This is a genomic window from Nocardia sp. NPDC003726 (genome assembly GCF_053586955.1).
Genome location: NZ_JBSFNF010000008.1, coordinates 246,989 through 273,769, shown reverse-complemented (window position 1 = coordinate 273,769; position 26,781 = coordinate 246,989). Strand labels below are relative to the sequence as shown.

The window sequence follows — 26,781 nt, the reverse complement described above, 5'->3', positions numbered from 1 at the left end:
ACACCTACCTTGGCACATCGATTCGGATTCGCACGCACCGGCCGAGCCGGGTGTCGGTCACCTCGGCAACTCGGCGCCGACCAGTGCCCACCGGCCCGACAGCGCCCGGCCCGCGACGGCGACCAGCCGCAACAGCATGAACGCGGCGAGGCCGGACCAGATTCCGGCGACGCCCCAGTCGAAGATCAGCGACAGCCAGATGGCGGGCAGGAAACCGAGCAGCGCCGCACCGAGCGTGGTGGTACGCAGATACGCCGCGTCGCCCGCCCCGAGCAGCACGCCGTCGAGCGCGAACACGATGCCGGCCACGGGGATGAGCGCGACGAAGAACCACCACACCACATGCGCGCGCTCGAGCACGTCCGGATCGTCGGTGAACAGCGCGGGCATCGCCACCGCCCCCGCCGCGAAGCAGGCGGCCAGCCCGAGGCTGAAGATCTCCGACCAGCGGGTGACGCGCCGGGCGATGGCGCGGGCGCCGGTGGCATCGCCCGCGCCGAGCGCCGCGCCGGTGAGCGTCTGCGCGGCGATGGCCAGCGCGTCCAGCGCGAGCGCCAGGAAGTTCCACAGTTGCAGCACCAACTGGTGGGCCGCTACCGACGCGGCGCCGAAACGCGCGGCGACCGCCGCCGCCGAGACGAAGCAGGCCTGGAAGGCGAAGCTGCGGACGATCAGGTCGCGCCCGAGTACGAGCTGCGCGCGCATCACCGACCAGTGCGGGGCGAGGGAAACGCCCTCGCGCAGCAGCGCGCGCAGGAACAGGACCGCGGTGACGATCTGACCCGCCACGTTCGCCACGGCGGAGCCGGGCAGGCCGAGATGCGGTGCGCCCAGCACTCCGTGCACCAGCACCGGGCAGAGGATCGCCGACGCGGCGAGTCCGGCGACGACGTAGACCAGCGGCCTGCGCGTCTCCTGAACCCCGCGCAGCCACCCGTTGCCCGCCATGGAGATCAGGATCAGCGGCACGCCGAACAGCGCGATCCGCACCCAGTCCAGCGCCTGCTGAGCGATGTCCCCGCCGCCGGCGATGGCGCTGGTCACCGGCACGGCGAACGCTTGGACCAGCAGCAGGATCGCGAGGCCGACGGCCACCGCGATCCACGTCGCCTGTACGCCCTCGGCGACGGCTCCGCGGTGGTCGCCCGCGCCGTGGCGACGCGCCGAGCGCGCGGTGGTGCCGTAGGACAGGAAGGTCAGCTGCGAACTGGTCTGCGCCAGGATCAACCCGCCGACGGCGAGACCGGCCAGCGCGAGCGCGCCGAGCCTGCCGACCACGGCCAGATCGAACAACAGGTAGATCGGTTCGGCGACCAGCACGCCGAGGGTGGGCAACGCGAGGCCGAGAATGCGCCCGGGACCGGCAGCGGCAGCCCGGTCGACGGGCGCCGGTTCGCTCGCTGGCAGGGCCGGGTCGCCGATATCCGCGTCGCCGGGACTCTGCGCGCTCACGAACACCTTCCCCGCACGTCGCTCCTTCCGAGACCACCGTCGTTCCGACCTCGGTACGGCTCACCGACGAACACGGATGCGCCAGGTCGAGACATACGGTTATCCGAGCGCGGTCAGCAGCGCGCCGATCAAGTCCTCGGGCGCGCCGTGCGCGGTGTAGCCGGCGGCGAAGCGGTGCCCGCCGCCGCCCAGTGATGTGGCGACCTCGGCGACGTCCACCCCGTCACCCGCGGAGGCTCCGCTGTCGCGCGAGCGCAGCGACACCGTCCACCGATCCGGCACCACACGCGATTGCTTGAACACCGCGGCGATTCCGGCTTCGGCGGTCGTGCGCACGATATCGATGACGCTCTCGATTTCCTCCGATCGCACGTCATCGATGTCGTCGCGCCGCACGAACGCGTACACCAACCCCACGCCGCCGCGCGCCTCCGGGACGAGCTGCGCCGTCCCGAGCACGCGGGAGAGCATGGGCAGCCATCCGAACGGGTGCGTGTCCATCAACGTGCGGGCGATGTGCGCACCATCGATGCCGGTGGCAAGCAGCCGCTCCGCCAGTTCGTGCGTGCCCGGCCGCACCCACCGGAACGAACCCGTGTCGGTGACCAGACCGGCGTACAGGCAATGCGCCACGTCCGCATCGATCGGCACACCCCACGCGTCGAGCAACCGGGCGATCAGGCTCGTGGTGGACTCCGCGGCGGGATCGACCACATTGATCGCTCCGAAGCACGTGTTCGACCGATGGTGATCGATCACCAATGTCGTTGCGGCACCGGGCAATCGATCGGCCAGCGCCCCCAGCCGCCCCGCACTGCCGCAATCGACCGCGACGAGCAGGTCGACCTCGGCGCGCACCTCGGCCGGGGCCACCAGGTGCCGCACGCCGGGCAACGATCGCATCGACATGGGCAGTTCCGCGGGCTCGGCGAAGGACACCTGCACCGCGACGCCGCGCCGATGCAGCACCAACGCCAGCGCCAGACCACTTCCTATGGTGTCCGCATCGGGCTGCACATGGCAGACGATGGTCACCGAGCGCGCGGCGTCCAGCGCCGCCACGGCCGTGTCCAAGCCGGCCGTTTCCCGCATCGTCGTCATCGACTACCGCATGTCACTCGTCGGCGTCGCGTTCGACCTTGTAGGGGTCGGCGTCGCCCGCGTGCCTGGCGGTGGCCGCCACCTTGGCGACCTCGTCGTCCGCGGCCCGCGCCCTGGCGAGCAGTTCCTCCATCTGCCGTGCCGCGTCGGGCACGGTGTCCAGTACGAATGCCAGCGTGGGGGTGAACTTCACCCCCGTTCCCGCACCCACTTTCGAGCGCAGAACACCCTTGGCCTTCTCCAGTCCGGCCGCCGCGCCTTCGTAATCCGGTTCGGCGTCGAGGGTTTCACCCATCACGGTATAGTACACCGTCGCCTCCCTGAGATCGCCGGTGACCTTGGCGTCGGTGATGGTCACGAAACGCAGCCGCGGGTCCTTCACCTCGTATTCGATCGCGGTCGCGACGATCGAGGAGATCCGCTTGGCGAGTCGGCGTGCCCTGGCTTGGTCCACCATGGCCGTTTCCTCCTCACTATCAACTCTGTTCGGTGGCGGTCGTCGCGTGGCCCGGTGCCGCCACCCGAGCTCCGTCGCTACGCCGCGTCAGTCCTCGGGCCCGAAGATTCGGCGGCGCACCGCCAGCAACTGTAACTCCGGACGGGCCGCGACGTGCCGTTCACATTTGTCCAGCACCTCGGTCAGGTGATCCATGCCCGCACTGACCATGGCCACGCCCAGCAGCGAGCGACGGTATAGATCGTGTTCCCCGCCTTCGGCCGCGCTCACACCGAAACGCTGTAATTCGGCCAGAATCGGCCGGATCACCGAGCGCTTCTGTTTCAGTGAATGCACATCACCCAGCAGCAGGTCGAACTCCAGTGCACCCAGGTACACCCTTACCCTCCCCAGTTCAGGAAGACCGACCGGACGCCGCGCTCATCGCGCGGCGTCCGGTCTCGTCTCGGTCTATCAGTCGCGCGGCTTCTCGCGCAGCTCGTAGGCCTCGATGATGTCGCCTTCCTTGATGTCGGAGTAGGTGACCGTCATACCGCACTCGTAGCCCTCGCGGACCTCGGTGACGTCGTCCTTCTCCCGGCGCAGCGACGAGATCGTCATCGTCTCGGCGACCACCACGTTGTCCCGGAGCAGGCGCGCCTTGGCGTTGCGCTTGACCGAACCCGACGTGACCATGCAACCGGCGATGTTGCCGACCTTCGACGAACGGAAGATCGCCCTGATCTCGGCGCGGCCCAGCTCGACCTCTTCGTAGATCGGCTTGAGCATGCCCTTGAGGGCCTTCTCGATCTCGTCGATGGCCTGGTAGATCACCGAGTAGTACCGGATGTCGACGCCCTCGCGGTTGGCCAGCTCGGTGGCCTTGCCCTCGGCGCGGACGTTGAAGCCGATGATGATCGCGTTCGAGGCCGACGCCAGGTTGACGTTGGTCTCGGTGACGCCACCGACGCCGCGGTCGATCACCCGCAGGCGAACCTCGTCGCCCACCTGGATCCCGAGCAGCGCCTCTTCGAGGGCTTCGACCGTACCGGAGTTGTCGCCCTTGAGGATCAGGTTCAGCTCGCTGGTCTCCTTCAGCGCGGCATCCAGATCTTCCAGGCTGATCCGCTTGCGGCTGCGTGCGGCCAGCGCGTTGCGCTTGCGCGCGTTGCGCCGGTCGGCGATCTGCCGCGCGATCCGGTCTTCGTCGACCACGAGCAGGTTGTCACCGGCGCCCGGCACCGACGTGAAGCCGATGACCTGGACCGGCCGCGACGGCAACGCCGCCTCGACGTCCTCGCCGTGCTCGTCCACCATCCGGCGCACCCGGCCGTAGGCGTCTCCCGCCACGATCGAGTCGCCGACCCGCAGGGTGCCGCGCTGGATGAGCACGGTCGCCACCGGGCCGCGGCCGCGGTCGAGGTGCGCCTCGATGGCCACGCCCTGCGCGTCCATGTCCGGGTTGGCACGCAGGTCCAGCGCCGCGTCCGCGGTCAGCAGGACCGCCTCGAGCAGCGCGTCGATGTTGATGTTCTGCCTGGCGGAGATGTCGACGAACATGGTGTCGCCGCCGTATTCCTCGGCGACCAAGCCGTACTCGGTGAGCTGCTGACGAACCTTCTGCGGGTTCGCGCCCTCCTTGTCGATCTTGTTGACCGCCACGACGATCGGCACGTCGGCCGCCTGCGCGTGGTTGATCGCCTCCACCGTCTGCGGCATGACGCCGTCGTCGGCGGCGACCACCAGGATCGCGATGTCGGTGGCCTTCGCACCGCGGGCACGCATGGCGGTGAACGCCTCGTGACCAGGGGTGTCGATGAAGGTGATCAGCCGGTCCTCGTCGCCGAGGTGGGTGAGCACCTGGTAGGCGCCGATGTGCTGGGTGATGCCACCCGCCTCGCCCTCGCGGACGTTCGCCTTGCGGATGGTGTCCAGCAAGCGGGTCTTACCGTGGTCGACGTGACCCATGACGGTCACCACCGGCGGACGCTGTTCGAGGTCTTCCTCGCCGCCTTCGTCCTCGCCGTAGGTGAGGTCGAACGACTCCAGCAGCTCGCGGTCCTCGTCCTCGGGGCTGACCACGTGCACGACGTAGTTCATCTCGCTGCCGAGCAGCTCGAGGGTCTCGTCGTTCACCGACTGGGTCGCGGTGACCATCTCGCCGAGGTTGAACAGGGCCTGCACCAGCGCGGCCGGGTTCGCGTCGATCTTCTCCGCGAAGTCCGACAGCGACGCGCCGCGGGCGAGCCGGATGATCTCGCCGTTGCCGCGCGGCAGCCGCACGCCGCCGACGGCGGGCGCCTGCATCGAGTCGTACTCTTGCCGCTTCTGCCGCTTGGACTTGCGGCCACGCCGTGGCGCGCCACCGGGACGGCCGAACGCGCCGGCCGCACCACCGCGGCCACCGGGACCACCCGGACGGCCGCCGCCACCGCCGCCACCGGGACGACCGCGGAAGCCACCGGCCGCACCACCGGCGCCGGGCGCACCCGCGCCCGCTCCGGGAGCGCCGCCGCCACCGCCGCGGTAGCCGCCACCGCCACCGCCACCGGGACGACCGGCACCGGCGCCGCCGGGACGACCGGGACGACCCGCGCCGGGGCCGCCCGCGCCGCCGGGACGCGCCGCACGCGACGGCATCGCGCCGGGATTGGGACGAGGCGGCATCGAGCCGGGGCTCGGCCGCGGACCGCCGGGACGCGGCCCACCGGGGCCCGGCGTCGGACGCGGGCCACCCTGGGCCGGGCCGGGACGCGGACCACCCTGCGACGGACCCGGACGCGGGCCGCCCTGGGCCGGGCCGGGACGCGGGCCACCCTGCGAAGGACCGGGACGCGGACCACCCTGACCGGGGGCCGGACGCGGCGCGGGACGCTCGGGAGCCGACGAGTACGGGTTGTTACCGACGCGCGGGGTCTTCGGCCCCGGACGCGGGCCGGGCGCCGCGCCACCCGGGCGCTGACCGCCCGGGGCGGGGGCGCCGGGACGCTGCTGCTGTCCGGGACGCGGACCGCCAGGAGTCGGACGCGGACCGGCCGGGGCGGGCGCGGAACTCGCGCTCGCGCCGGAAGCCGCGGCGGCCTGCGGGGTGACCGTTTCCCTTGCGGCGGGCTTGGGCGCGGGCGCCGGTCCCGGACGCGCGGCGGGGCCGGGCTTCACGGCGGGCGATTCGCCGGTGCGCGCGGCGGGAGCGGCGGTCTCCTGCGCGGTGGGCGCCGGAGTGGGCGCCGGAGGACGGGGACCGGGACGCGGGCCTGCGCCCGCTGGCTTGGGGGCCGGACGGCCGGACGGTCCGGGGCGTGCACCCGGCTTGTTGCCGTTGGACGGGGCGGATTTCGCCGCGAACGACTCACGCAGCCTGCGCGCGACGGGAGCTTCCACCGTCGAGGACGCCGACTTCACGAACTCGCCCTGCTCCTTGAGCGTTGCGAGTAGTTCCTTGCTCGTGACACCGAGTTCTTTTGCCAACTCGTGCACGCGGGCCTTGCCTGCCACTGCTCTCCTCACTGAGAGGTCGAGCAGCCCCACCGTTCTGGGGACGGCGGCCCGCACGACCTCGGGTTATCTCCGATGGACGTTCATCGTTGGTACTTCACGGTGTGCTCATGAGTGCTCGTGCCTGTTCTCGAGGTAATGCTCCAGGGCTGAGATATCCAGATATCCGGACACTCGTAGTGCTCTGCCGATCGCTCGGCGCCGCTCTGCCGCGCGCAGACAAGCCGAAAGGGGGTGCAGCCAGGCACCCCGTCCGGGAAGTCTGCGCCGCGGATCGGGAACGATCTCGATGACGTGGGCGCCGTCTCCGGTCTCACGGTCCCGAGCCACGATCCGCAACAGATCGACGGCCAGCTCGCGCTTCCGGCATCCGATACACGTTCGCACCGGAGCCGCGGGGCGCTGGGGCGCCGGGTGCTGCTCGGTGGTGCGATCGCGCAGTGGAACCGAAGGCTCGGACTGAACCTTGGACCACTCTACCGCTGCCACGCGCCGAACGCCGAACCCCTCCCCTTCGGAAGTTACGAACCTGTCATCCCGAGCACTGCGCCCGCGGACTCCCGTCAACTCCGATGCGCCTCCGTTCGCACGGATCCGCCCAGGTCACCGGGGGCGGCGTCGCTGCGGATATCGATGCGCCACCCGGTCAGCCGCGCGGCGAGGCGGGCGTTCTGCCCTTCCTTGCCGATCGCCAGCGAAAGCTGGAAATCGGGGACGACGACGCGGGCCGCCCGAGCGTCCGGGTCGACGATGGTGACCGAAACCACTTTCGACGGCGACAGCGCATTACCGACGAAGGTCGCCGGATCGTCGGCGTAGTCGATGATGTCGATCTTCTCGCCGGCCAGCTCGCTCATCACGTTGCGCACGCGCTGTCCCATGGGCCCGATACAGGCGCCCTTGGCGTTGACGCCGGGCACCGTGGTGCGCACGGCGATCTTGGAGCGGTGCCCCGCCTCGCGCGCCACGGCGACGATCTCCACCGAACCGTCCGCGATCTCCGGCACCTCGAGTGCGAACAGGCGCCGCACCAGGTTCGGGTGGGTGCGCGACAGCGTGATCTGCGGCCCGCGCGGCCCACGCGAGACGCCGACGACGTAGCACTTGATCCGGTCGCCGTGCTCGTAGGTCTCGCCGGGCACCTGCTCGGCGGGCGGGATCAAGCCCTCCGCGCCGTGCAGCTCGCTGCCGATGCGCACGACGACGGTGCCGCGGGCGTTGGCGCGCGCGTCGCGCTGCACCACACCGCCGACGATGTCGCCCTCGTGGGTGGAGAATTCGCCGAAGGACTTCTCGTTCTCCGCGTCGCGCAGCCGCTGCAGCACGACCTGTCTGGCGGTGGTCGCCGCGATCCGGCCGAAACCCTCCGGGGTATCGTCCCATTCGGAGATCACGTTGCCGTCGGCGTCCACCTCGCGCGCCATCACCCTGACCACGCCGGTCCGCTGGTTGATGTCGATGCGCGCGTTGGGCTGGTGCCCCTCGGTGTGGCGGTACGCGGTGAGCAGCGCCGACTCGATCGCGGAGATCACGGTCTCGATCGAGATCCCCTTGTCGGCGACGATCGCGCGCAGGGCTTCGATTTCGATGTTCATTCCACGATCCCTTCGGTCGGCGAATCGGACGCTGTTACGGATTCGGACAATGCATTCGGTGTTCCTCGGAGCTTCGCGGCGTCGTCCACCGCCACCGCGTCTTCCGCACCCGGAGCGGGCCGCCCCGGGACGACTCCGCCCGCGAGTTCCAGCTCGCGCGCGCCGGGCGGGGAGAACTCGACCTGGACGACGGCCGTGGCGATGTCGGCGAGCGGCACCGTCACCAGGCGCGGGTCGCGTTTGCCGCCGAGCACCAGCGCCACCGCGTCGCCGGTGAGCGCGCCGACCCTGGCCTCGAAGGTCGCCACCCCCTCCGGTGGCTGCGCGCCTTCCCGCAGCCGCACTCGCACCTTCCGGCCGCGCGCCCGCCGCCAGTGCCTGGCGGCGGTCAACGGGCGGTCGATCCCAGGGGTCGTGACCTCCAGCAGGTAGGGCGTCTCGCCGAACTCCCCCGCGTCGTCGAGCAGCGCCGACAGCTCCGTGCTCAGACTCGCCAGGGCGTCCAGATCGGAGGTGTCGCGGTCCACGGTCACCTGCACCCGAGCCTGCGCGTCGACGTGCTTGCCCGCCGTCGCGATCTCGACGCCCTCCAGATCGAATCCTCGGCGTTCGACGAGACCAGCTACGAGCTGGCTCACCCTTTCCTCGGTCGGCATCGGCATATGGGCGGCTCCTGGTTCAGTTGTGACGCGGCGGGAAAATTCTCTACCGAAGGTCTAGCGTAACGCGCCACGAGAGTGTAAAGGACCAGTGGTCGAGGAGTCCGCACGCCACGGCCGACGCTGGTCCGCACAGCGTCGCGAGTCTGGCACGATAGTGCCGTGCCCATCCGCCTTCCCGCCCCGCCGCGTGCCGGGCGCACTACCGGCATGCCCTCCGACCGGCACGAGCCCCGCCACACCGTCCTGGATCGTCGCAGCGCGCTACGACTCGCGGGCGGGGGGACGGCCGGGGTGCTCGCCCTGGGCGCCTTGGCCGGCTGCACCGGTGACGACGTGGTCCACGAGCCGGATCCGCTTGCCGCACAGGAGGTCGCGGCCCGCGCCGACGCCGCGGCGGCGAGCGCGGCCATCGCCGTCGCGCCCGACCGGCACGCCGCGTTGGCGGCGATCGCGGCCGAGCGCACCGCCCACGCCGACGCCTTGCGCACCGAGATCGACCGCGCCATCGGCGTCTACGCCGACGGCACCACACCGGCGCACCGCACCCGCGCGGGCGCGTCCGGCCCGTCGGTCGTGGCGTCGGGCAGCGCCGTGCCGCCCACCACTCCGCCGAGCGTCGAGACGCTGCGCACGCAGCTCACCGCGTCCCAGAAATCGGCGGCCGAGCTCGCTCGCGCCCTGACCGGCTACCGGGCCGGTCTGCTCGCTTCGATCAGCGCGGCCTGCGCGGTGCAGACAGGGGTGTTGCTGGCATGACCGAAGCCGAGCGCCGAGCGCTCATCGACGCGCTGAACGCCGAATACGGCGCGGTGTACGCCTACGGGGTGATCGCGGCCTACGCCTCCTCCGAGCGCACCAGGCTGGTCGCCGAGCACACCGCGGCGCACCGCGCCCGCCGCGACACCACCGTGGACGTCCTCGCGCTGGGCGGCGGGACGGTGCCGCCGCCGGACGCGGCCTACACGACGCCGTTCGCGGTGACCGATCCGATCTCCGCCGCCCGGCTGGCCGTGACGGTCGAGTCCGACACCGCCGTCGCCTGGCGGTCGGTGGTCGAGCGCGGCGATTCCATCGCCATCCGGCGCACCGGCGTGGAAGCGCTCACCGAGGCCGCCGTCCGGCTGGCCGCGTGGCAGTCGATCCTCGGCGCGAATCCGCCCACGGTCGCGTTTCCCGGCAAGGCCTGACCCCGGCTACCCGCGACCCTGTGCGCCGCAAGAAACGGCGCGAACGGCGGCCGCGGACAGCGCGGGCCGTCGTTCGCTCGACATGTGACCGCTACGGCCGCATCTCGTAGGCGCCGTCGTAGGACGCCACCTCGGCCCACACCCGGTCGAAACGCGGGCGGTCGGCGACCGGCGGCCGCAGCGCGGACGCGGCCCAGCCCTGCTGCTCCGGCGTGGCCGACGGCTTGCCGTACAGCGCGGTGGCGTGGGCGTTGAAGTCGCGGATCTGGAAGTCGAAGATCTGGTCGATCAGGTCGCGGTCCAAGCCGGTGATCTCGGCCTGCTCCAGGATCAGCTGGCCGTAGACCACCAGGGAGAACAGGTGGCCGATGGTCAGCATGAAGTCCAGGTCCTTCTGCTGCGCGGCGTCCGGAGCCGCCGTGGTCAGCAGCGTGCGCAGCGCTCGGGCCTGCTCGTAGAAGCGGCTCACGTTCGGGATGTCGGCGTGCTTGTCGTAGATCGGCGTCCAGTCGGCGAAGCGCACCTTGCCCGCGCCGCGCGCCGGGCCCTGGCGCCAGAAGAACGCGTCGTCGGCCGGGTCCTGGCGGGTGCCGATCTCCGGGTAGTCCTGCGGGTCGAACAGATAGTTGGGCATGAACTTCAGGATCTGCCCCACGTTCACGTGCACCGTGCCCTCCAGCCTGGGCAGCGTGCTGATCAGCCGCTGCACCTCGGCGAAGTAGGTGTTCTTCTCGAATCCCTTGGCGGCCAGCACATCCAGCAGCAGCGTCATGACGGTCTCGCCCTCGGAGGTCACCTTGGACTTCGTCATCGGGTTGAACAGCAGGTACCGGCGATCCTCCAGGCTCGCGCTGCGGAAGTAGTCGATCGCGCGGTCGCTGAACAGCTTCATCGCGATGATGCGCGCGTACGCGTCGACGAAATTCGCGCGCACGTGCGGGAATTCGGTGACCGGATTGCCGTAGAGGACGCGGTTGTTCGCGTGCGTGATCGCCTCGTAGAAGGAGTGCTCGACCATGCCGATGCCGCCGTGGCAGAGGTTGAACTTGCCCACGTTCACGGTGTTCAGCGCCGCGGAGAACGCTTCGGGGCCGGTGTGCAGGATGTCCTCGGCGCGCACCGGGTAGTTCTCCAGCCGGAAGGTGCTCACGTACATCTGCTGGTGCACGACGTTGCCGAGCAGGTGATAGTTCTCGTGCCTGGAGTCGGCGGCGAACCATACGTACGCGTCGGCGCCTTCGAGGTCGGCGCGGCGGGAGAACACCGAGACCATGCTGGCCACGTTGCCGTTTCCGATGTAGTACTTCTCGCCGTCGGCGCGGAAGAGGATTCCGGCTTCGGCGTCCTCGCTGCCCGGCTCGGTCGGGGTGAGCACCAGATCGGTGTTGTAGATGTCGGCGCCGTGGGTCTGCTCGGACAGGCCGAACGCCATCACTTCGCCCGCGGCCAGGTCGGCGGCCGCGCGCTTCTTGGCCGCCTCGTTGTCGCTCTGCCAGATCGGACCCAAACCGAGGATCGTGACCTGCTCGGCGTACCAGTACGCCAGGCCGTAGAAGCCGAAGATCTCCGACAACGCGGCGTTGCGCGCCGCGTCCCAGCGGCGGTCAGGGTCGCCGTCGGCGTACGCCGCCGGGGTCAGGAAGGTGGCGAACAACTTCTCCTTCTTCACGAAGTCGAGGAAGTCCGCGGTCCACACCGCGTTCGCGTCGTCGGCGAGCAGACGCTGCTTGCCCCGCCCCTCGAACCACTCGATCGTGGCGCGCAACAGGCGCCGCGTCTCGGCGTCGAACTGCTGCGGGTCATAGGTGGCGGGGTTGAACAACCGCACGTCGGTGTTTGTCATGCCGGTTAACTTACCAGCGGGTAACAGCAGCGTGGACGAGGTCCGCGGATCTGTGACCAGCGAATTCAGGTTACGGTCGCGTAGGTCCGCCGCGATCGCGAGCACAGCCGACGCCGTGCCCCCTCTCGCGCCGATGTGAACGGCTCCCGGCAGATTCCGCCGGGGGCTGGCCGTTCGGGGAAACAGGTCAGCCGCGCACCTTGGCCACCACCGCGTCCACCGCGGAGGCGGCGGGAAGTTCCTCGGTCTCGCCGGTGAAGCGGTCGCGCAGTTCGACCTTGCCCTCGGCCCAGCCGCGGCCGATCACCAGCACCAGCGGCATACCGAGCAGCTCGGCGTCCTTGAACTTCACCCCTGGCGAGGCGGTGCGGTCGTCGAAGAGCACGTCCAAGCCCTGCGCGTGCAGGCCGGACACCACCTCTTCGGCGCCGGCGCGGGCCGCGTCGTCCTTGTTCGCGATGACGACGTGCACGTCGTAGGGCGCGACCGCCGCGGGCCAGCGCAGCCCCTTGTCGTCGTGCTGCTGCTCGGCGATCACCGCGACCATGCGCGAGACGCCGATGCCGTAGGAGCCCATGGTCAGCCGCACCGGCTTGCCGTTCTCGCCGAGCACGTCCACCTCGAACGCGTCGGTGTACTTGTTGCCGAGCTGGAAGATGTGGCCGATCTCGATGCCGCGCGCCGCCACCAGGGCGCCGCGCCCGTCGGGCGAGGGATCGCCGTCGCGGACCTCGGCCGCCTCGATGGTGCCGTCGGGGGTGAAGTCGCGGCCCGCGACCAGGCCGACGACGTGCTTGCCAGGCTCGTCGGCGCCGGTGATCCAGCTGGTGCCGGTGCCGACACGGGGATCGACCAGGTAGCGAACGCCGTTGGCCTGCAGTGCCTTCGGGCCGATATAGCCCTTGACCAGGAACGGGTTCTCGGCGAAGTCGGCGTCGGTGAGCAGTTCCACCTCGGCCGGTTCGACCGAGGCGCCGAGGCGCTTGTCGTCGACCTCGCGGTCACCGGGGACGCCGATGCCGACGATCTCGGTCTTGCCGTCCGGGTGGCGCAGTTTGACCATCACGTTCTTCAACGTGTCGGCCGCGGTGACCGGGCGGCCGTAGCGCTCGGCGATGCCCGCGCTGTTGGCCCAGTCCACCAGCGTCGCGATGGTCGGGGTGTCGGGGGTGTCGTGCACGACGGCCTCGGGCTGCCCTTCGATCGGCAGCGGTTCGGGCGCGGGCGTGACCACCGCCTCCACATTGGCCGCGTAGCCGGACTCCGGGCAGCGCACGTAGGTGTCCTCGCCGACGGGGCTGTCGGCCAGGAACTCCTCCGAGGCGCTGCCGCCCATCGCGCCCGAGGTGGCGGCCACGATGACGTACTTGACCCGCAGCCGGTCGAAGATGCGCTGGTAGGCCTGGCGGTGCGCGTGGTAGCTGGCCTTCAGGCCGTCCTCGTCCAGGTCGAAGGAGTAGGAGTCCTTCATCACGAACTCGCGCCCGCGCAGGATGCCCGCGCGGGGACGTTCCTCGTCGCGGTACTTGGTCTGGATCTGGTAGAGCGTGACCGGCAGGTCCTTGTAGGAGCTGTACTCGCCCTTCACGGTGAGCGCGAACAGCTCCTCGTGGGTGGGGCCGAGCAGGTAATCCGCGCCCTTGCGGTCGCGCAGCCGGAACAGGCCGTCGCCGTACTCGGTCCACCGGTTGGTGGTCTCGTACGGTTCGCGCGGCAGCAGCGCGGGCAGGGAGATCTCCTGCGCGCCGATCGCGTCCATCTCCGCGCGCACCACGTCCTCCACCTTGCGCAGCACGCGCAGGCCCAGCGGCAGCCACGAGTAGACACCCGGGGCGACGCGGCGCACATAGCCGGCACGGACCAAGAGTTTGTGGCTGGGCACCTCCGCATCGGCGGGATCGTCGCGGAGAGTGCGCAGGAACAGGCGGGAGAGGCGGGTGATCACGGATGCACAGGGTAGTCGCTGGCCGAACGCTGGTCCCAGCGCATTACCGTATTCGTTCGTGCTGGTGCTGCTGCCTCCCTCCGAAACCAAGTCCGACGGCGGCTCCGGGGCGCCGCTCGCGCTGGACGCACTGGCGATGCCGCAGCTCACGGCGGTGCGTGCCCGGCTGATCGAGGAAGTCGTTCGGTTGGCGGCAGACCCGGAACGCTCCCGCGCCGCGCTCGGCCTCGGCAAGGGCGCCGACGGCGAGATCGCCCGCAACGCCGCGCTGCGCACCGCTCCGACGCGTCCCGCGCTGGAGCGCTACACCGGCGTCCTCTACGACGCGCTCGACGCGCGCTCGTTCACCAAGGCGCAGCGGGCCAAGGCGTACGCCCGGCTCGGCATCGGCTCCGCGCTGTTCGGCGCGGTCCGCGCGAGTGACCCGATTCCCGCCTACCGCCTGTCCGGCGGCTCGAAACTGCCCGGACTGCCGACGCTTTCGGCCGTCTGGCGCGACGAGTTGCCCGCGGCGCTGCACGCTGAGGCGTCGGGCGAACTCGTCGTCGACCTGCGCTCGGGCACCTATCAGCAGCTCGGGCGGGTGCCCGGCGCGATCACCGCCAACGTGCTGACCGAACATCCGGACGGGTCACGGACGGTGGTGAGTCATTTCAACAAGCACCACAAGGGTCTGCTGGCGCGCGCGCTCGTGCTCAGCAGAGCCGAACCGGCCGATGTGCGCGGCGTCGCGCGGGTGGCGGCCAAAGCGGGGTTGCGAGCCGAGATCGCTTCGCCGACGGAGCTTTTGATCATCACCTGAGCGCGTCCGGCTGTTCCGTGGTGCGGGGCGAGTTCGGCCCGATTCGTGCCTTCGGCTCACGAGCACCTGGCGCCGTCGAGCCGTGTCAGTTGTCGTGCGCGGTCAACAGGACAAGAGGGATACGGCGGGTCGTTCGCTTCTGGTAGGTCTCGTAGCCGGGGTAGGCCGCGACAACCTCCGCCCACCGCCGCCCGCGTTCGGCCGCGGTGAGGACGTGCCGGGGGGGCCCGGCTGATCAACACGGTCGCGGGCGCGCGTGGCGACATGGTCGTCGTGCACAACACCTTCCGCAGGCACTTCCGCGCTCTGCCCGAACGCGCACACCGCGAGGCGGCCGGATTCGCCGCCGCCCGATCCTTCGGTCCGCGACCGGCTCGACAGAGTTCTTCGGCGGCGTGCGCGGAGCCGACGGGAATGCCGTGCGGCGCCGCGTTGTTCGCTCAGAACGTGACCAGCATCGCAGAGCTCTCCGACGACCTGAAGAAGTACCTGGACGAAGAAAAGGTCTTCGCCACCGCGGCCACGATCGGCCCCAACGGGCAACCGCATCTGACGGTGATCTGGCTGAAGCGCGACGGCGACGACCTGCTCTTCTCCACCACGACCGATCGCCAGCAGGGCAAGAACCTGGCGCGCGACCCGCGCATCACCGTGCTGATCAACCCGCCGGACAACCCGTACGTCTACGCGGAGATCCGGGGCAGCGCGACCATCACGCCCGACCCGGAGAAGACGCTGCCCGACGAGCTCTCGGCGAAGTACACCGGACAGAAGTACGCGGACTTCAACCCCGCGTCGGTCAACGACGGGCCACGCGTCATCGTGCGGGTGACACCCCGGCGCGTAGTCGGGCGATTCTGAGTCCGCCTCGGCGACCTCGACCACGTCTTCCAATCCATGAGGCCGCGAACACGCCGCGACGAAGAAGCGGCAGATCAAACGCCCCCTTGCTGCGCTTCCTCTTGGGCGTGCTGGGCCATGGCCAGTTGCTGGGGGGTGAAGCGCAGGGTCAGGGCGACCAGTCCGGCCGCGAACGCGACGAGGGCGCAGACGAAAAGCACCAGGGTGTAGCCGTTGCCGAGCGCGGCGATCTCCGCGGGCGTCATCCCGGCCACCTTCTCGGTGCGGCCCCCGAGCGAAAGGGTCCGTGAGGCCGCGATCGGGGTGAGCAGGCCGATGGCCACCGGCGTGGCCAGGTTCATGAACATCTGCCCGACGGCGGCCAGCGGCCCGATATTGGCCGGTGGCACGCCGACCAGCACGCACAATGGTGCGAGCACCATGGCGATGCCGACGCCGAGGCCGATCACCACCAGCAGCGGCAGCAGCGTGGCGAAGTACATGACCTCGCCGTCGAGAGTCGAGCCGAACAGCAGTCCGACGCCGAGCACCACGGCCGCGCCCGCGAGCAGCCAGCGCGGCGCGATGTACAGCGCCGCCTTGGAGGCCACCGCGCCGCCGATGCCGATGCCGACGGTGAACGGGATCGCCGCGACGCCCGCCTTGAGCGGCCCGTACCCGATGACGTTCTGCATGAACTGCGCGACGAAGAAGGTCATCGCGCCCAGCACGCCGCCGGCGAGGAAGATCAGCAGGAAGGTGGCGACGCGGTCGCGGCTGTCGAACAGCGACCACGGCAGCAGCGGGTCGTCCACCCGCCGTTCCAGCGCCACGAAGACGATGAGCAGCACCACGCCCGCGATCAGCGAACCGATGATCGCCGGGTGCCCCCATCCCATCTCCGGCCCTTCGGTGGCGCCGAACACGATCGACGCGCAGGCGATGGTGCCGAGCACCGCGCCGGGCAGGTCGAGGGCCGAACGGTGATGTTCGGTGTCGGCGAGTTTGTAGGCCGCGCCGAGGATGATCAGCGCGCCGATCGGGACGTTGATCAGGAAGATCCACCGCCAGGACAGCTGGGTCAGCGCGCCGCCGACCACGAGTCCGCCGACGGAGCCGATGCCGACCATCGAGCCGACGATCGCGATCGCCTGATTGCGTGCCTTGCCCGGCGCGAAGGTCGTCGCCACCAGCGCGAACGCGGTGGGCGCTGCGACAGCGGCGCCGGCGCCCTGGAACGCGCGCGCCGCGAGCAGCATCGCCTGGTTCTGCGCCAAGCCGCACAACAGCGAGGCCAGGGTGAACAGCGCGACGCCGACCACGAGCATGCGCTTGCGGCCGAACGCGTCGCCGAGCCTGCCGCCGAGCAGCATCAGGCCCGCGAAGGTGAGCCCGTAGGACGTCACCGTCCACGCGCTGCCCGCGCTGGACAACCCCATCTCCTCCTGCAGCCGCGGCAGCGCGAAGATCACGACCGTGCCGTCGAGCACGACCATGAGCTGCAGTCCGCTCAGGACTAGGATCGCGAGCCCGAAGGCCCGCTGCGTCACTGGATACTGCATCGTCGCAGCGGGGTTCCGAAGCACAGTGAGTCACTGTAATTGATGCCGCTGCCGCATTTGTCCACCCACCGGCCCGGTCGGACCGGTGACGGGGAGCTGTCCCGACCATCCGGCCGGGTCAGGCCGGCGCCGGCTGCTCACCGCGTGGGGCGCCTCCGAGACGTCCGCCCCACCCTGCCCGGCGGTCGAGGCGGAAAGGCATGACGCGGCGCGGACGACGCGGCGGAGGTCGGCGATGCTGCCTGGTCCGACGCCGACAGCCGACCGTCCGTGACACGCGGGCCGAAGGGCGGGCGACTCGCCCGCTCCGCTCCCCACTCGTCGGCTGAGCGATCTGCTGCGAAGTCGAATGCCAACGGCCCGCGCACTCGGCGAACGGCCACCGTCACGGGTGCCGAGGCGACCTGACAGGCGGGGTTGCGTGCACCACCGTCCGCTCGGATGCCGATCACGCGGCAGCGGCAGCGGCAGCGGCAGCGGCAGCGGCAGCGGCAGCGGCAGCGGCAGCGGCAGCGGCAGCGGCAGCGGCAGCGGCAGCGGCAGCGGCAGCGGTGAGGCTAACCCGCCGCGGAGTCGGCGTGCGGAACGATCGCGTCGGCGGAGAATCCGGCGGTCGGGCCGATCACCACGATCGCGGGTGGGCGGATGCCCTCGGCGCGCACCCTGGCGGCCACCGTGCCGAGATCGGCGCGCAGCACGCGCTGCGTGCGCAGCGTGCCCTCCTGGATGACGGTGGCGGGCGTTCCCGCCGGGCGGCCGCCCTCCAGCAGCGCCGTGGCGAACTGCTCGATCCGCTCCACCGCCATCATCAGCACCAACGTGCCGCGCAGCCGGGCCAGCGCGGGCCAGTCCACCAGCGAGTCCGGGTGGCCCGGCGCGACATGCCCGCTCACCACCACGAACTCGTGGGTGACGCCGCGGTGGGTCACGGGGATACCCGCGGCCGCGGGCACCGAGATGGGACTGGTCACGCCGGGCACCACCGTCACCGGAACCCCGGCGGCCACGCACGCCTCCAGTTCCTCGTAGCCGCGCCCGAACACGTACGGGTCGCCGCCCTTGAGCCGCACCACGAACTTGCCCGCTTTCGCGCCTTCGATCAGCGCGTTGTTGATCGCTTCCTGCGCCATCGCCCGCCCGTACGGGATCTTGGCGGCGTCGACCACCTCGACCTCGGGCCCGAGTTCGGCGAGCAGTTCCGGCGGCGCGAGCCGGTCGGCCACCACCAGATCCGCCCTGGCCAGCAGCCGTCGTCCGCGCACGGTGATCAGGTCGGGATCACCCGGTCCGCCGCCGACCAAGGCGACGCCTGGCGCGATCGGCGTCGAGTCGTCACTCACCACTCCGGATTGCAGAGCTTCCAGCACCGCGTTGCGCACGGCCGCCGAGCGCCGGTGCTGTCCGCTCGCGAGCACGCCGAGGGTCAGCCCGTCGTAGCGCGCGGTGGCGGGGGTGACCGCGGTGCCCAGCCGAGCCGTATCGGCACGCACGCAGAAGATCCGCCGCCGGGTCGCCTCGGCCACCACCGCCGCGTTGGTCTCCGGCTCGTCGGTGCACGCGATCGCGTACCAGGCGCCGTCGAGGTCGCCGTCGGCGTAATCGCGCAGCGTGACGGTGATCTGCCCGGAACTCGCCATCCCCTCGACCGCGGGCGTGACGGCACGACTCACCACGTGGACGTCCGCGCCGGAGGCGATCAGCAGGCCCAGCCTGCGCTGGGCCACCGACCCGCCGCCGACCACGACGACACGCCGGCCGTGCAGATCGAGCCCGACCAGGTAGTTCGGGTCGCCGGTGGGCTGGTCTTGCGTTGCGTCTGACGTGTTCGGCACAAGTTTCGAGCCTACGGCGCGACCGCCGGACCCCGGCAATCGACCGGCGCGGGCGGGGCCTACGGCGCGAGTGGCGAGCGATCCGGCAGCTCACGGCGGTAGGTTGCGGTGGAGTCGTCCAGCTCGGAAAGGCGGAGCGATGAAGCAGCTGACACCGGCACGACTGCTCGACGTGGCCTACGACGAAGCGCTGCGCGGACTCGCCGAAGGTGGGATCCCGATCGGCGCCGCCCTCTTCGACGCGAACGGCGCGGTGCTCGGCCGCGGCCGCAACCGCCGGGTGCAGTCCGGCGATCCCAGCGTGCACGCCGAGATCGACGCCTTCCGCGCGGCGGGACGACGGCGCGACTACCGCGACACCATCATGGTCACCACGCTCTCGCCGTGCTGGTATTGCAGCGGCCTGGTGCGCCAGTTCGGCATCGGCTCGGTGGTGGTCGGTGAGTCGCTGACGTTCTCCGGCGGGCACGAGTGGCTCGCCGGCCACGGCGTCGCCGTCACCGTCCTGGAGGACCGGCGCTGCATCGACCTGATGACCCGCTTCATCGCCGAGCATCCCGCGCTGTGGCACGAGGACATCGGGTTCGCCGACGACCTCGAGGCTTGACCGGGCGGCTCAGCGGAAATACGGATATTCCTGCACCCAATGGAACCCGCGGCCGCGCACGGGGAAATCATCGAGCGCGACCGAGGTCAGTGCCACCGAGACCGGCTGCCCGGCGAGGGTGCCCGTCAGAGTCAGCCGGTCGGGTGCCGGCCGGTCGAAGCCGAAACTGCCCAGCGGTTGCGGCCCCGCGCCTGCGGCCGCGGGCGGCGCGGCCATGACCACGGTGCGCGCGTCGGGATCGACCATGGCGAGCACCGGTACCAGCTGGCCGTCCATTCGTTGCACCGTGACGCCGTCCCGATCGAAAACTATTCTCTGCCAACGTAATCCGTCGGTTGTCAACGGGGGCAGCGTTTTGCCGTCCACGCTGAAGTCGGTGACCGCCCAGATGCCGTACAGCGGAGGTTCCGGCCGCCCCGCGCCCTGCTCGTTCCACCTCTCCCAGCCGGTGTAGGCGTTCGAGAACACCAGCCACACACCGAGCGCGATCTGCATCACGGCCGCGATGCGGTCGGCCCGAGGCGAGCGCAGCAACGGCGGTGCCGTGGACGGTCCGGTGGGCCGGTCGAGTACGAGCACGTTCGCCACACGGCCCGCCTCCGGGGCGAGCAGCACCAGGCACAGCAGCATCAGGTGGAACGACAGGATCTTGGCGGGCACGTCGTAGGTCATGTCCAGCACGAACACCTGCGTCGTGCACACCAAGGCGAGCAGCGCGCCCACCAGTGCGGTGCGCGGCACGAACAGCAGTACGCCCGCGAGCAGTTCCGCGCAGCCCAGCAGGATCTCGTACTGCGGCGACACCCCGATGTGGTTCCAGAGCACCGCCATCGGACTGAAATTCCCGTAAGGCTCGAGCAGCCGGCTCAGCGGGGTCGGCGGCATCTGGGTCGGGATGGCTTTGGCCATGCCGTAGGCGATCATCTGCCCGGCCAGGCACAAGCGCACGAACAGCAGCAACCACGGCTGCAAGGCCCGGTAGTGCGGCCGCCGCCGGTCCAGCGCACTCCAGACGACGGTGCCGAGCACCGCCACTATCAGGACGACGAACACCAGCACCCAGAAGTAGGCCTGGTCGCCGCTGATCGAGGCCGTGTTCGCCGCGACGGACGCCCCGAACACCCGCGTCCCGGTCCCTTCGATCACCGGGCGCAGCGCACGGGCGGCACCGGAGTTCACCCAGTCCGGCAGCCCTTCGCGCGCCGATCCGAGGAACTCCGGGACGATCGACGGATAGACCAGGCAGAACAGCCCGAAATACAGGAAACCGAAGCGGAAGGCCACCCGCGTCGTCGCGCGCCAGGGCCGGGGTTGCGGCGCTTCCTCGTCCGCGGCGTCTGTCCGTTCGAGGATCGCTTCGGTCACGGCGGTCCCTCCAGTCCCAGTCGATGCAGACCGAAGGTATCCAAAAGCACCGTTGGCGTTGGCGATTTCAGCGGAAGTACGGATATTCCTGCACGAAGTGGAAGCCTCGGCCGCGCAGCGGGAAGGAGTTCAGGTCCATCCGGTCGAGCGACAAGGTCACCGGTGTTCCGTTCAGCTCGCCCGTCAGCGCCAGCGCCTCGGGTCCGGGCTGGGTGAAGGTGAAAGCTCCGAGACGGGCGGGTGGTGCGCCCGCCGACGGCGCGGCCTCCGACAGCACGATGGTGTGCGCGGCCTCGTCGACCACCGCGACGACGGGCACGAAGGAGTCGTCCATCGTCTGCACCGTCGTCCCGCTGCGATCGATGATCAGCCGCTGCCAGCGGCCGTCGTCGGTGCGCAGCGGCGGAGCCGGATGCCCGTCCCTGGTGAACTCGCCGACGGTCCAGATGCCGTAGAGCGGCGGCTTCGGCGCGCCGTCACCCGACTCCTGCCAGGCTTGCCAGCCGATGTACACCCCACCGATCAGCACCCACAGACCCAGCGCCACTTGCGCCCCTGCCGCGATCCGGTTCGCGCGGCGGGAACCGAACAGCGGCGGCTGCGCGGCGGGTTCGGAGGGACGTTCCAGCACCAGGACGTTCGCCAGCCGCCCGGCCTGCGGCGCCAGCACCACCAGCGACAGCAGCAGCAAGTGGAACGAGAGGATCTTCACCGGCACGTCGTAGGTCATGTTCAGCACGAAGACCTGCGCCATGCTCACCAGGCTGAGCAACGCGCCCGCCGTCGCGGTGCGCGGCAGGAACAGCAGCAGGCCGCCGAGCACTTCGGCCGTGCCGAGCAGGATCTCGTACGCCGGGGCGGCGCCGACCTGGTTCCACAGCACCGACGCCGGGCTCATCGTCCCGTACGGTTGCAGCAGCGCGGTCAGCGACGGCGCGGGCATCTGCGACGGAATCGCCTTGGCCAGGCCGTAAAAGAGCATCTGGCCGCCCAGGCACAGCCGGACGAACACCAGGAACCAGCTGAGCAGTGCCGCGTAGTCGCGGCGACGGCGATCGAGGACCGACCACACGATCGTGATCAGCGCCGCCGCGACCAGTTCACAGAAGATCAGCACCCAGATCGCGGCCTGATCGCCGCTGCCGGAATCCTCGTGCAGGACGGCTTCGACCCCGAAGAGATGGTCGCCGACCCAGCCGACCAGCGGGCCCGTCGCGCGCATCTGCCAGATGACCGCGTCCTCCGGCAGCCACTTGCTCAGTATTCCGGTGAAAACGAAGAGGATCTGCGCGAACAGCAGGCAGAACAGGCCGAAATAGGCGAAGGCGAAGCGGAACGCGATCCGGGCCGGCAGGCCCCACGGCCGCCGCTCGGCGCCGTCCCGCGCCTCACCGCTGGCCACCACATCCATTTCGACGGTATTCACACCGCTCCCCTCGCCGGCCGACACATTGGTCAGCCGAACGTATCCGACCAGGTCATGGGATGACCTCCGGGAAAACCCTGGCTTTCCGGGTCCTTCTTTCGGCCTACGTGTCCGCCCGACCGGGCCGCACGGGATTCGTTTCCGGTTCCGGCCCGCCAATAACTAGAACGCGTTACAGTCGCGTATCCCGGGCGAACCCCGGCCGCACGTGTCAGGAGGACAACGATGACCGACGATCCGGACCCGGCACAGCGACATCAGCTGACCGTCAGCGAACGCGACCTCGACACGCTCGCCGGGGACCTGACGCGCTGGCTGCACACCAAAGTCGCCGCGGACGAACCGCCGCGCATCCACGATCTGTCGCGTCCGCAGTCCGGCGGCATGTCCAGCACCTCGATCCTGTTCGACGCCGAGTGGACCGCGGGCGGGCGGGCCGAGCGCGGGTCGTTCGTCGCGCGGATGGCGCCCGAGGCCGGATCGTTCCCTGTCTTCGAGACCTACGACCTGGCCACTCAGTACCAGGTGATGGCGGGTGTCGCCGCGGCCACCGACGTTCCGGTGCCGGGCCTGTGCTGGCTGGAGAACGACGAGAAGCCGCTCGGCGCACCGTTCTTCGTCATGCGCCGGGTGGACGGACGGGTGCCGACGGACAACCCGCCGTACGTGTTCATCGGCTGGCTGTTCGACGCCGATCCCGCCGAACGCCTCCGGCTCGCCCACAACACCGTCGAGGTGATCGCCAAGATCCACGGCATACCCGACCCCGCGGCGCTGTTCCCGATGCTGGACGGGCCGGGCGAATCGCTGCGCAGGCACGTCGCCGCGCAGCGCTCGTGGTACCGATGGGGGCTCGCCGACGACGGCTTCGAAATCCCCCTCATCGAGCGAAGTTTCGCGTGGCTGGAGCAGCACTGGCCCGCCGACCCCGGCCCGGACGTGCTCACCTGGGGCGACGCCCGTCCCGGCAACATCATCTACCGCGAATTCGACCCGGTGGCGGTGCTGGACTGGGAGATGGCCGCGCTCGGTCCGCGGGAACTCGACCTGGGCTGGGTGATCTTCATCCACCGGTTCTTCCAGGATCTGGCCACCCGCTTCGGTCAGCCCGGACTGCCCGACTTCCTGCGCCGCGACGACGTGGTGTCCGAATACGAAGAGCTGACCGGCCATGCGGTGCGCGATCTCGATTTCTACATCGTGTACGCCGCGCTGCGCCACGCGATCGTGATGGCGCGGGTGAAGCGCAGGATGATCCACTTCGGCGAGGACACCGACACGCCGGATCGCGACGACTACGTCATGCACCGGGCAAGCCTGGAAGCGCTGCTCGACGGAACCTACGAATGGGACTGATCATGCCTGTGCCCTTGGACGAATACCCGATCCACCAGACCCCGTTGTCACTGGCCCGGGTGGCCAGTAGTGATCGGAACTTCTACGACCGCAGCTACTTCAACGCCCACGACCGCGACGGCGGAACGTTCCTGATCACCGGACTCGGCGTGTACCCGAATCTCGGGGTGACCGACGCCTACGCCGCGGTCCGTCGCGGCGACACGGTGCGCGCGGTGCGCTTCTCCGACGCGCTCGGCGACCGCAGCCTGGACCAGCGCGTCGGCGGCTACCGCGTCGAGGTGCTGGAGCCGCTGCACCGCATCCGAGTGGTCTGCGAGCACGACGATCTGGGCTTCGATCTGACCTGGACCGGGGCGTTTCCCGCCGTGCAGGAACAACCGCACCTCATCCTCGCGGGCAACCGGCCGATCATCGACGCGTCCCGCTTCGCGCAGGTCGGCTCGTGGGCCGGAACGCTGCGCGTGGACGGCGACGACGTCGCGGTCGACCCGGCGGTGTGGACCGGAACCAGGGACCGGTCGTGGGGCATCCGCCCGGTCGGCGAGACCGAACCGCCCGGCCGCGCGGCCGCCGAACCCTCGGGCGGATTCTGGTGGCTGTACGTGCCGCTGCGGTTCGACGATTTCGCCGTCGTCGTCATCGTGCAGGAGGAGCCGGACGGCAGGCGCACGCTCAACGACGCGACCAGGATCTGGCCCGACGGACGCACCGAACAGCTCGGCTGGCCCCGCATCTCCATCGACTACCGTTCCGGCACAAGAGTTCCCGTCGGTGCGCGACTCGAGCTGACCACGCCGGACGGCAAGCCCCTGGAGATCGAGATCACGCCGGGCACTGGCGTTCCCCTGCACGTCGGGTGCGGCTACGGCGGCGATCCCGACTGGCAGCACGGCCAGTGGAAGGGGCGCGACTGGTCGTCCTCGAGCCGCTACGACCTCACCGATCCCGGGATCGTCGCCCGCATCCCCTACGGGGTGACCGATCACGTCGCCCGCGCCCGCTGCGGCGACGCCGAAGGCTGGGGCCTGTTCGAGCACGCCAGCATCGGCCGCCACGACCCGACCGGCTTCGCCGACTGGGGCTCGGTCGCGCCCTGAGACAACCACCGTCGCGTTCCCCGGGTGATCACTGCCGGTTATTGGTGGGGAATACCTGGTGGCGAAGAGCAGGCGGTGGGGCGCCGCACAGTCGCGTCGCAGTAGGCCCGCAACGACGCCCAGGCGGGCGTGGCAGGCGGGCAGCGACACCCACGCGGTCGCAGCGATCGGGAACGGCACCCACGCGGTCGCGGCGATCGGGAACGGCACCCACGCGGTCGCAGCGATCGGGCGAATGTCCTCGGCAACCGGGCGCTACGGCGCGAACAGCGCTGCCGCGAGCACCACGCCGTGCACGACGCGTTTGGGCAGCACCAGCGGCCCGCCGTCGGCGGCGAGCAGGGCAGCGGCCTCCGCGACGCTTGCCGTGCCGACGGCCGAGCGCGTCCGGTCGCCGGGGTTGGGGACGGTGACCGACGCCAGTTCGTCGGCGGAGTAGGCGCGCAGCGGTACCTGGAGGTCGGCGGCGACGGCGCGCAGGCCGGGTTCCGTGGCGCGCTGCGCGATGGTGGCCAGGCACACGATCCGGTGGTCGCCCACACCCTCGCGCAAGGCGGCGCTGATCGTGCGGGCCGAGGTGCGTGGTCGCAGGCCGATGCCGACGACGACCTCAGCCGACGGCACGGGAACTCGCGAACCGCGTCGCGGCGGCGACGAATCGCCGCACCGCCGCGGGATTCCCCGCCGGATGGGTGTGCAAGTACGACGCGTGCACGTTGCCGCTCGACGCCCCTTCCTGGACTCGCTCCCCCGCGCTGCCACGCCATCCCCACACCGGATCGCGCGGCGGCGCCGACACCAGACGGGTGCGGTGGAACTCGTGCCCGCGGACCCGCTCGCCGACGCGCCACAGCGGCGAGTCGGTCAGCGCGACGGCGTCCCGGTAGCCGAGGGTCAAGCGCGAGCCGAACTCCGCGTCGGCGTCCACCACTCCGGCCATCGGGTGCCCGTCCAGTGATCGGGTCAGATACAGCAACCCGGCGCACTCGGCGTGCATCGGCATCCCGTGCCGGGCGGCTTCGGCCACCGCCCGCAACAGGCCGGAATTGGCGGCCAGTTCTGCGGCATGCTCCTCAGGGAAACCACCGGGCAACACCAATGCCGCTGTTCCGGTAGGCAATCCGTCGTGCAGCGGATCGAACACGGCCACCCGCGCCCCTGCGGCAACCAGTAGCTCGCGATGCTCGGCATAGCCGAACGTGAACGCTGGGCCACCGGCCATGGCGACCAGGGGACCCTGCCCATCGGCGGGCTCGACGGCAATCGCGCCGTCCGCGCTTCCGCCGGCGCTCGAGGCGTCGCCGGGCTCGGTCGAGACGCACAAGTCCTCATCACCGTCGACCGTCGAGGTACCCGAGTCACCGACTCCGCCAACAGAACTCGCAGCAGATGCTCCTTCGAGCCCACGCACGGCCGCGTCGGGATCCCACGCCGGTCCCGTCACCGACGAGCGGGCGAGTGCCGCGACGGCATGCAGGTCCACATGCGCGGCCACGAGGTCCGTCATCGCCGCGACCGCCGCCGTGGCGGCCGGACCGTGTTCCACGGCCGGGATCAGACCGAGATGCCGGGACGGCACCTCCAGTTCGGCCAAGCGCGGCAACGACCCGAGCACCGGCAACCCGACGCGATCGCAGGCGGCGCGCAGCACCTGCTCGTGCCGTTCGCTGCCCACCCGGTTGAGGATCACCCCGCCGAGCCGGACCCCGCTGTCGAAGGTGGCGAATCCGTGCAGCAGCGCCGCCAAACTCTGGCTGTGCCCCCGCGCGTCCACCACCAGCACCACCGGAGCCCCGAGCAGAGCCGCGACCTGCGCGGTCGAGCCCTCCGCCACCGGACCCGAATGATGTTCGTCGATCCGCCCGTCGAACAACCCCATCACGCCTTCGACCACGGCGAGATCGCATTCCGCGACACCGTGCCGGTACAGCGGCACCACCCGCTCCGCCCCCACCAGCACCGGATCCAGATTCCGCCCCGGCCGCCCCGCCGCCAACCCGTGATACCCAGGATCGATGTAATCGGGCCCCACCTTGAACGGCGCCACCCGATGCCCCACCCTCCGCAATGCCCCCACCAACCCGGTCGCCACCGTCGTCTTCCCGCTTCCCGACGCCGGCGCCGCCACCACAACGGCCCTCATCCGCGCCCCCGCGTCGCGAGCGGCACACCATC

At 70.6% G+C, this 26,781-nt stretch carries 23 protein-coding genes and 1 pseudogene; 7 read left to right on the top strand and 17 right to left on the bottom strand.

Going from position 1 to position 26,781, the window contains the following annotated elements:
* Positions 1-57: 57 nt before the first annotated feature.
* From ACWDMM_RS14085 to rimP, 8 genes are all read right to left on the bottom strand, one after another.
* Positions 58-1,407, bottom strand: a complete 1,350-nt coding sequence (locus ACWDMM_RS14085) for an MATE family efflux transporter (RefSeq protein ID WP_397069165.1) — start codon at positions 1,405-1,407, stop codon at positions 58-60.
* Positions 1,408-1,551: 144 nt separating this feature from the next.
* Positions 1,552-2,553, bottom strand: a complete 1,002-nt coding sequence (locus ACWDMM_RS14080; RefSeq protein ID WP_449937634.1) for a DHH family phosphoesterase — start codon at positions 2,551-2,553, stop codon at positions 1,552-1,554.
* Between the two features lie 13 nt (positions 2,554-2,566).
* Positions 2,567-3,010: a 30S ribosome-binding factor RbfA gene (gene rbfA / locus ACWDMM_RS14075; RefSeq protein ID WP_195078791.1), complete on the bottom strand. Its 444-nt coding sequence runs from the start codon at positions 3,008-3,010 to the stop codon at positions 2,567-2,569.
* Between the two features lie 87 nt (positions 3,011-3,097).
* Positions 3,098-3,388 carry a DUF503 domain-containing protein gene (locus ACWDMM_RS14070; protein WP_067810001.1) on the bottom strand — a complete coding sequence of 97 codons (291 nt, stop codon included), beginning with the start codon at positions 3,386-3,388 and terminating at the stop codon, positions 3,098-3,100.
* A gap of 75 nt (positions 3,389-3,463) precedes the next feature.
* The gene (gene infB / locus ACWDMM_RS14065; protein ID WP_449937630.1) at positions 3,464-6,484 is read right to left on the bottom strand and encodes a translation initiation factor IF-2; all 3,021 of its coding nucleotides are present in this window, start codon (positions 6,482-6,484) and stop codon (positions 3,464-3,466) included.
* 108 nt (positions 6,485-6,592) lie between these two features.
* A complete protein-coding gene (locus tag ACWDMM_RS14060; RefSeq protein WP_323124236.1) occupies positions 6,593-6,925 on the bottom strand; it encodes a YlxR family protein in 333 nt (110 codons plus the stop codon).
* Positions 6,926-7,047: 122 nt separating this feature from the next.
* Positions 7,048-8,079 (bottom strand): transcription termination factor NusA, encoded by a 1,032-nt coding sequence (nusA, locus tag ACWDMM_RS14055; RefSeq protein WP_067808621.1) that lies wholly within the window; start codon positions 8,077-8,079, stop codon positions 7,048-7,050.
* The gene (gene rimP, locus ACWDMM_RS14050) at positions 8,076-8,741 is read right to left on the bottom strand and encodes a ribosome maturation factor RimP (RefSeq protein ID WP_195078789.1); all 666 of its coding nucleotides are present in this window, start codon (positions 8,739-8,741) and stop codon (positions 8,076-8,078) included. Before rimP ends, nusA begins: the two co-directional genes overlap by 4 nt.
* Before the next feature lie 159 nt (positions 8,742-8,900).
* Between rimP and ACWDMM_RS14045 the strand changes: the two genes are divergently transcribed.
* Together ACWDMM_RS14045 and ACWDMM_RS14040 are read left to right on the top strand one after the other, a co-directional pair.
* Positions 8,901-9,497: a hypothetical protein gene (locus tag ACWDMM_RS14045; RefSeq protein WP_323124227.1), complete on the top strand. Its 597-nt coding sequence runs from the start codon at positions 8,901-8,903 to the stop codon at positions 9,495-9,497.
* Positions 9,494-9,928, top strand: coding sequence for a ferritin-like domain-containing protein (locus ACWDMM_RS14040; RefSeq protein ID WP_195078788.1), 435 nt, complete (start codon positions 9,494-9,496; stop codon positions 9,926-9,928). Before ACWDMM_RS14045 ends, ACWDMM_RS14040 begins: the two co-directional genes overlap by 4 nt.
* A gap of 91 nt (positions 9,929-10,019) precedes the next feature.
* On the opposite strand, the gene ACWDMM_RS14035 is transcribed toward ACWDMM_RS14040, so the two are convergent.
* Positions 10,020-11,771, bottom strand: coding sequence for an acyl-CoA dehydrogenase family protein (locus ACWDMM_RS14035; RefSeq protein WP_449937626.1), 1,752 nt, complete (start codon positions 11,769-11,771; stop codon positions 10,020-10,022).
* Positions 11,772-11,958: 187 nt separating this feature from the next.
* Positions 11,959-13,716, bottom strand: a complete 1,758-nt coding sequence (locus ACWDMM_RS14030) for a proline--tRNA ligase (RefSeq protein WP_195078786.1) — start codon at positions 13,714-13,716, stop codon at positions 11,959-11,961.
* A 58-nt stretch (positions 13,717-13,774) separates the two neighbouring features.
* Between ACWDMM_RS14030 and yaaA the strand changes: the two genes are divergently transcribed.
* Positions 13,775-14,518, top strand: a complete 744-nt coding sequence (gene yaaA, locus ACWDMM_RS14025; protein WP_195078785.1) for a peroxide stress protein YaaA — start codon at positions 13,775-13,777, stop codon at positions 14,516-14,518.
* Between the two features lie 85 nt (positions 14,519-14,603).
* On the opposite strand, the pseudogene ACWDMM_RS14020 reads toward yaaA, so the two are convergent.
* Positions 14,604-14,717 (bottom strand): annotated as a pseudogene (locus tag ACWDMM_RS14020) (nitroreductase/quinone reductase family protein); the annotation flags it as partial.
* Positions 14,718-14,782: 65 nt separating this feature from the next.
* On the opposite strand from ACWDMM_RS14020, the gene ACWDMM_RS14015 reads away from it, so the two are divergent.
* Positions 14,783-15,379: a PPOX class F420-dependent oxidoreductase gene (locus tag ACWDMM_RS14015; RefSeq protein WP_323124226.1), complete on the top strand. Its 597-nt coding sequence runs from the start codon at positions 14,783-14,785 to the stop codon at positions 15,377-15,379.
* A 74-nt stretch (positions 15,380-15,453) separates the two neighbouring features.
* On the opposite strand, the gene ACWDMM_RS14010 is transcribed toward ACWDMM_RS14015, so the two are convergent.
* Entirely contained in the window at positions 15,454-16,920 is a 1,467-nt protein-coding gene (locus ACWDMM_RS14010) for an MFS transporter (protein WP_449937622.1), read from the bottom strand.
* Between the two features lie 557 nt (positions 16,921-17,477).
* Positions 17,478-18,752 carry a uroporphyrinogen-III C-methyltransferase gene (gene cobA / locus ACWDMM_RS14005; RefSeq protein WP_449937620.1) on the bottom strand — a complete coding sequence of 425 codons (1,275 nt, stop codon included), beginning with the start codon at positions 18,750-18,752 and terminating at the stop codon, positions 17,478-17,480.
* A 163-nt stretch (positions 18,753-18,915) separates the two neighbouring features.
* Here cobA and ACWDMM_RS14000 point away from each other — a divergent pair, with 163 nt between their 5' ends.
* Positions 18,916-19,359 (top strand): nucleoside deaminase, encoded by a 444-nt coding sequence (locus ACWDMM_RS14000; protein ID WP_449937672.1) that lies wholly within the window; start codon positions 18,916-18,918, stop codon positions 19,357-19,359.
* A 9-nt stretch (positions 19,360-19,368) separates the two neighbouring features.
* Here the strand turns inward: ACWDMM_RS14000 and ACWDMM_RS13995 are convergent, their stop codons facing one another.
* Both ACWDMM_RS13995 and ACWDMM_RS13990 read right to left on the bottom strand, forming a co-directional pair.
* Complete coding sequence (locus tag ACWDMM_RS13995; RefSeq protein ID WP_357107546.1) at positions 19,369-20,724, bottom strand: DoxX family protein; 1,356 nt, start codon at positions 20,722-20,724, stop codon at positions 19,369-19,371.
* A gap of 67 nt (positions 20,725-20,791) precedes the next feature.
* Positions 20,792-22,150, bottom strand: coding sequence for a DoxX family protein (locus ACWDMM_RS13990; RefSeq protein WP_357107549.1), 1,359 nt, complete (start codon positions 22,148-22,150; stop codon positions 20,792-20,794).
* 225 nt (positions 22,151-22,375) lie between these two features.
* On the opposite strand from ACWDMM_RS13990, the gene ACWDMM_RS13985 reads away from it, so the two are divergent.
* Together ACWDMM_RS13985 and ACWDMM_RS13980 are read left to right on the top strand one after the other, a co-directional pair.
* The gene (locus tag ACWDMM_RS13985; RefSeq protein ID WP_195078780.1) at positions 22,376-23,506 is read left to right on the top strand and encodes a phosphotransferase family protein; all 1,131 of its coding nucleotides are present in this window, start codon (positions 22,376-22,378) and stop codon (positions 23,504-23,506) included.
* Positions 23,507-23,508: 2 nt separating this feature from the next.
* The gene (locus ACWDMM_RS13980; protein ID WP_449937615.1) at positions 23,509-24,606 is read left to right on the top strand and encodes a hypothetical protein; all 1,098 of its coding nucleotides are present in this window, start codon (positions 23,509-23,511) and stop codon (positions 24,604-24,606) included.
* A gap of 255 nt (positions 24,607-24,861) precedes the next feature.
* Here ACWDMM_RS13980 and ACWDMM_RS13975 read toward each other — a convergent pair whose 3' ends face one another.
* Together ACWDMM_RS13975 and ACWDMM_RS13970 are read right to left on the bottom strand one after the other, a co-directional pair.
* The gene (locus ACWDMM_RS13975; protein ID WP_195078778.1) at positions 24,862-25,230 is read right to left on the bottom strand and encodes a cobalamin biosynthesis protein; all 369 of its coding nucleotides are present in this window, start codon (positions 25,228-25,230) and stop codon (positions 24,862-24,864) included.
* A complete protein-coding gene (locus ACWDMM_RS13970) occupies positions 25,217-26,749 on the bottom strand; it encodes a cobyrinate a,c-diamide synthase (RefSeq protein WP_195078777.1) in 1,533 nt (510 codons plus the stop codon). Before ACWDMM_RS13970 ends, ACWDMM_RS13975 begins: the two co-directional genes overlap by 14 nt.
* Between the last annotated feature and the right edge of the window lie 32 nt (positions 26,750-26,781).

What these genes read in the sequence shown, in the direction of transcription:
- ACWDMM_RS13980 (WP_449937615.1), top strand. Translation starts at nt 23,509, where the DNA reads ATGCCTGTGCCCTTGGACGAATACCCGATCCACCAGACCCCGTTGTCA.
- ACWDMM_RS13985 (WP_195078780.1), top strand. Translation starts at nt 22,376, where the DNA reads ATGACCGACGATCCGGACCCGGCACAGCGACATCAGCTGACCGTCAGC.
- ACWDMM_RS13970 (WP_195078777.1), bottom strand. Translation starts at nt 26,749, where the DNA reads ATGAGGGCCGTTGTGGTGGCGGCGCCGGCGTCGGGAAGCGGGAAGACG.
- rimP (WP_195078789.1), bottom strand. Translation starts at nt 8,741, where the DNA reads ATGCCGATGCCGACCGAGGAAAGGGTGAGCCAGCTCGTAGCTGGTCTC.
- ACWDMM_RS14040 (WP_195078788.1), top strand. Translation starts at nt 9,494, where the DNA reads ATGACCGAAGCCGAGCGCCGAGCGCTCATCGACGCGCTGAACGCCGAA.
- ACWDMM_RS14010 (WP_449937622.1), bottom strand. Translation starts at nt 16,920, where the DNA reads ATGCAGTATCCAGTGACGCAGCGGGCCTTCGGGCTCGCGATCCTAGTC.
- nusA (WP_067808621.1), bottom strand. Translation starts at nt 8,079, where the DNA reads ATGAACATCGAAATCGAAGCCCTGCGCGCGATCGTCGCCGACAAGGGG.
- ACWDMM_RS14080 (WP_449937634.1), bottom strand. Translation starts at nt 2,553, where the DNA reads ATGACGACGATGCGGGAAACGGCCGGCTTGGACACGGCCGTGGCGGCG.
- ACWDMM_RS14015 (WP_323124226.1), top strand. Translation starts at nt 14,783, where the DNA reads ATGGTCGTCGTGCACAACACCTTCCGCAGGCACTTCCGCGCTCTGCCC.
- rbfA (WP_195078791.1), bottom strand. Translation starts at nt 3,010, where the DNA reads ATGGTGGACCAAGCCAGGGCACGCCGACTCGCCAAGCGGATCTCCTCG.
- ACWDMM_RS14035 (WP_449937626.1), bottom strand. Translation starts at nt 11,771, where the DNA reads ATGACAAACACCGACGTGCGGTTGTTCAACCCCGCCACCTATGACCCG.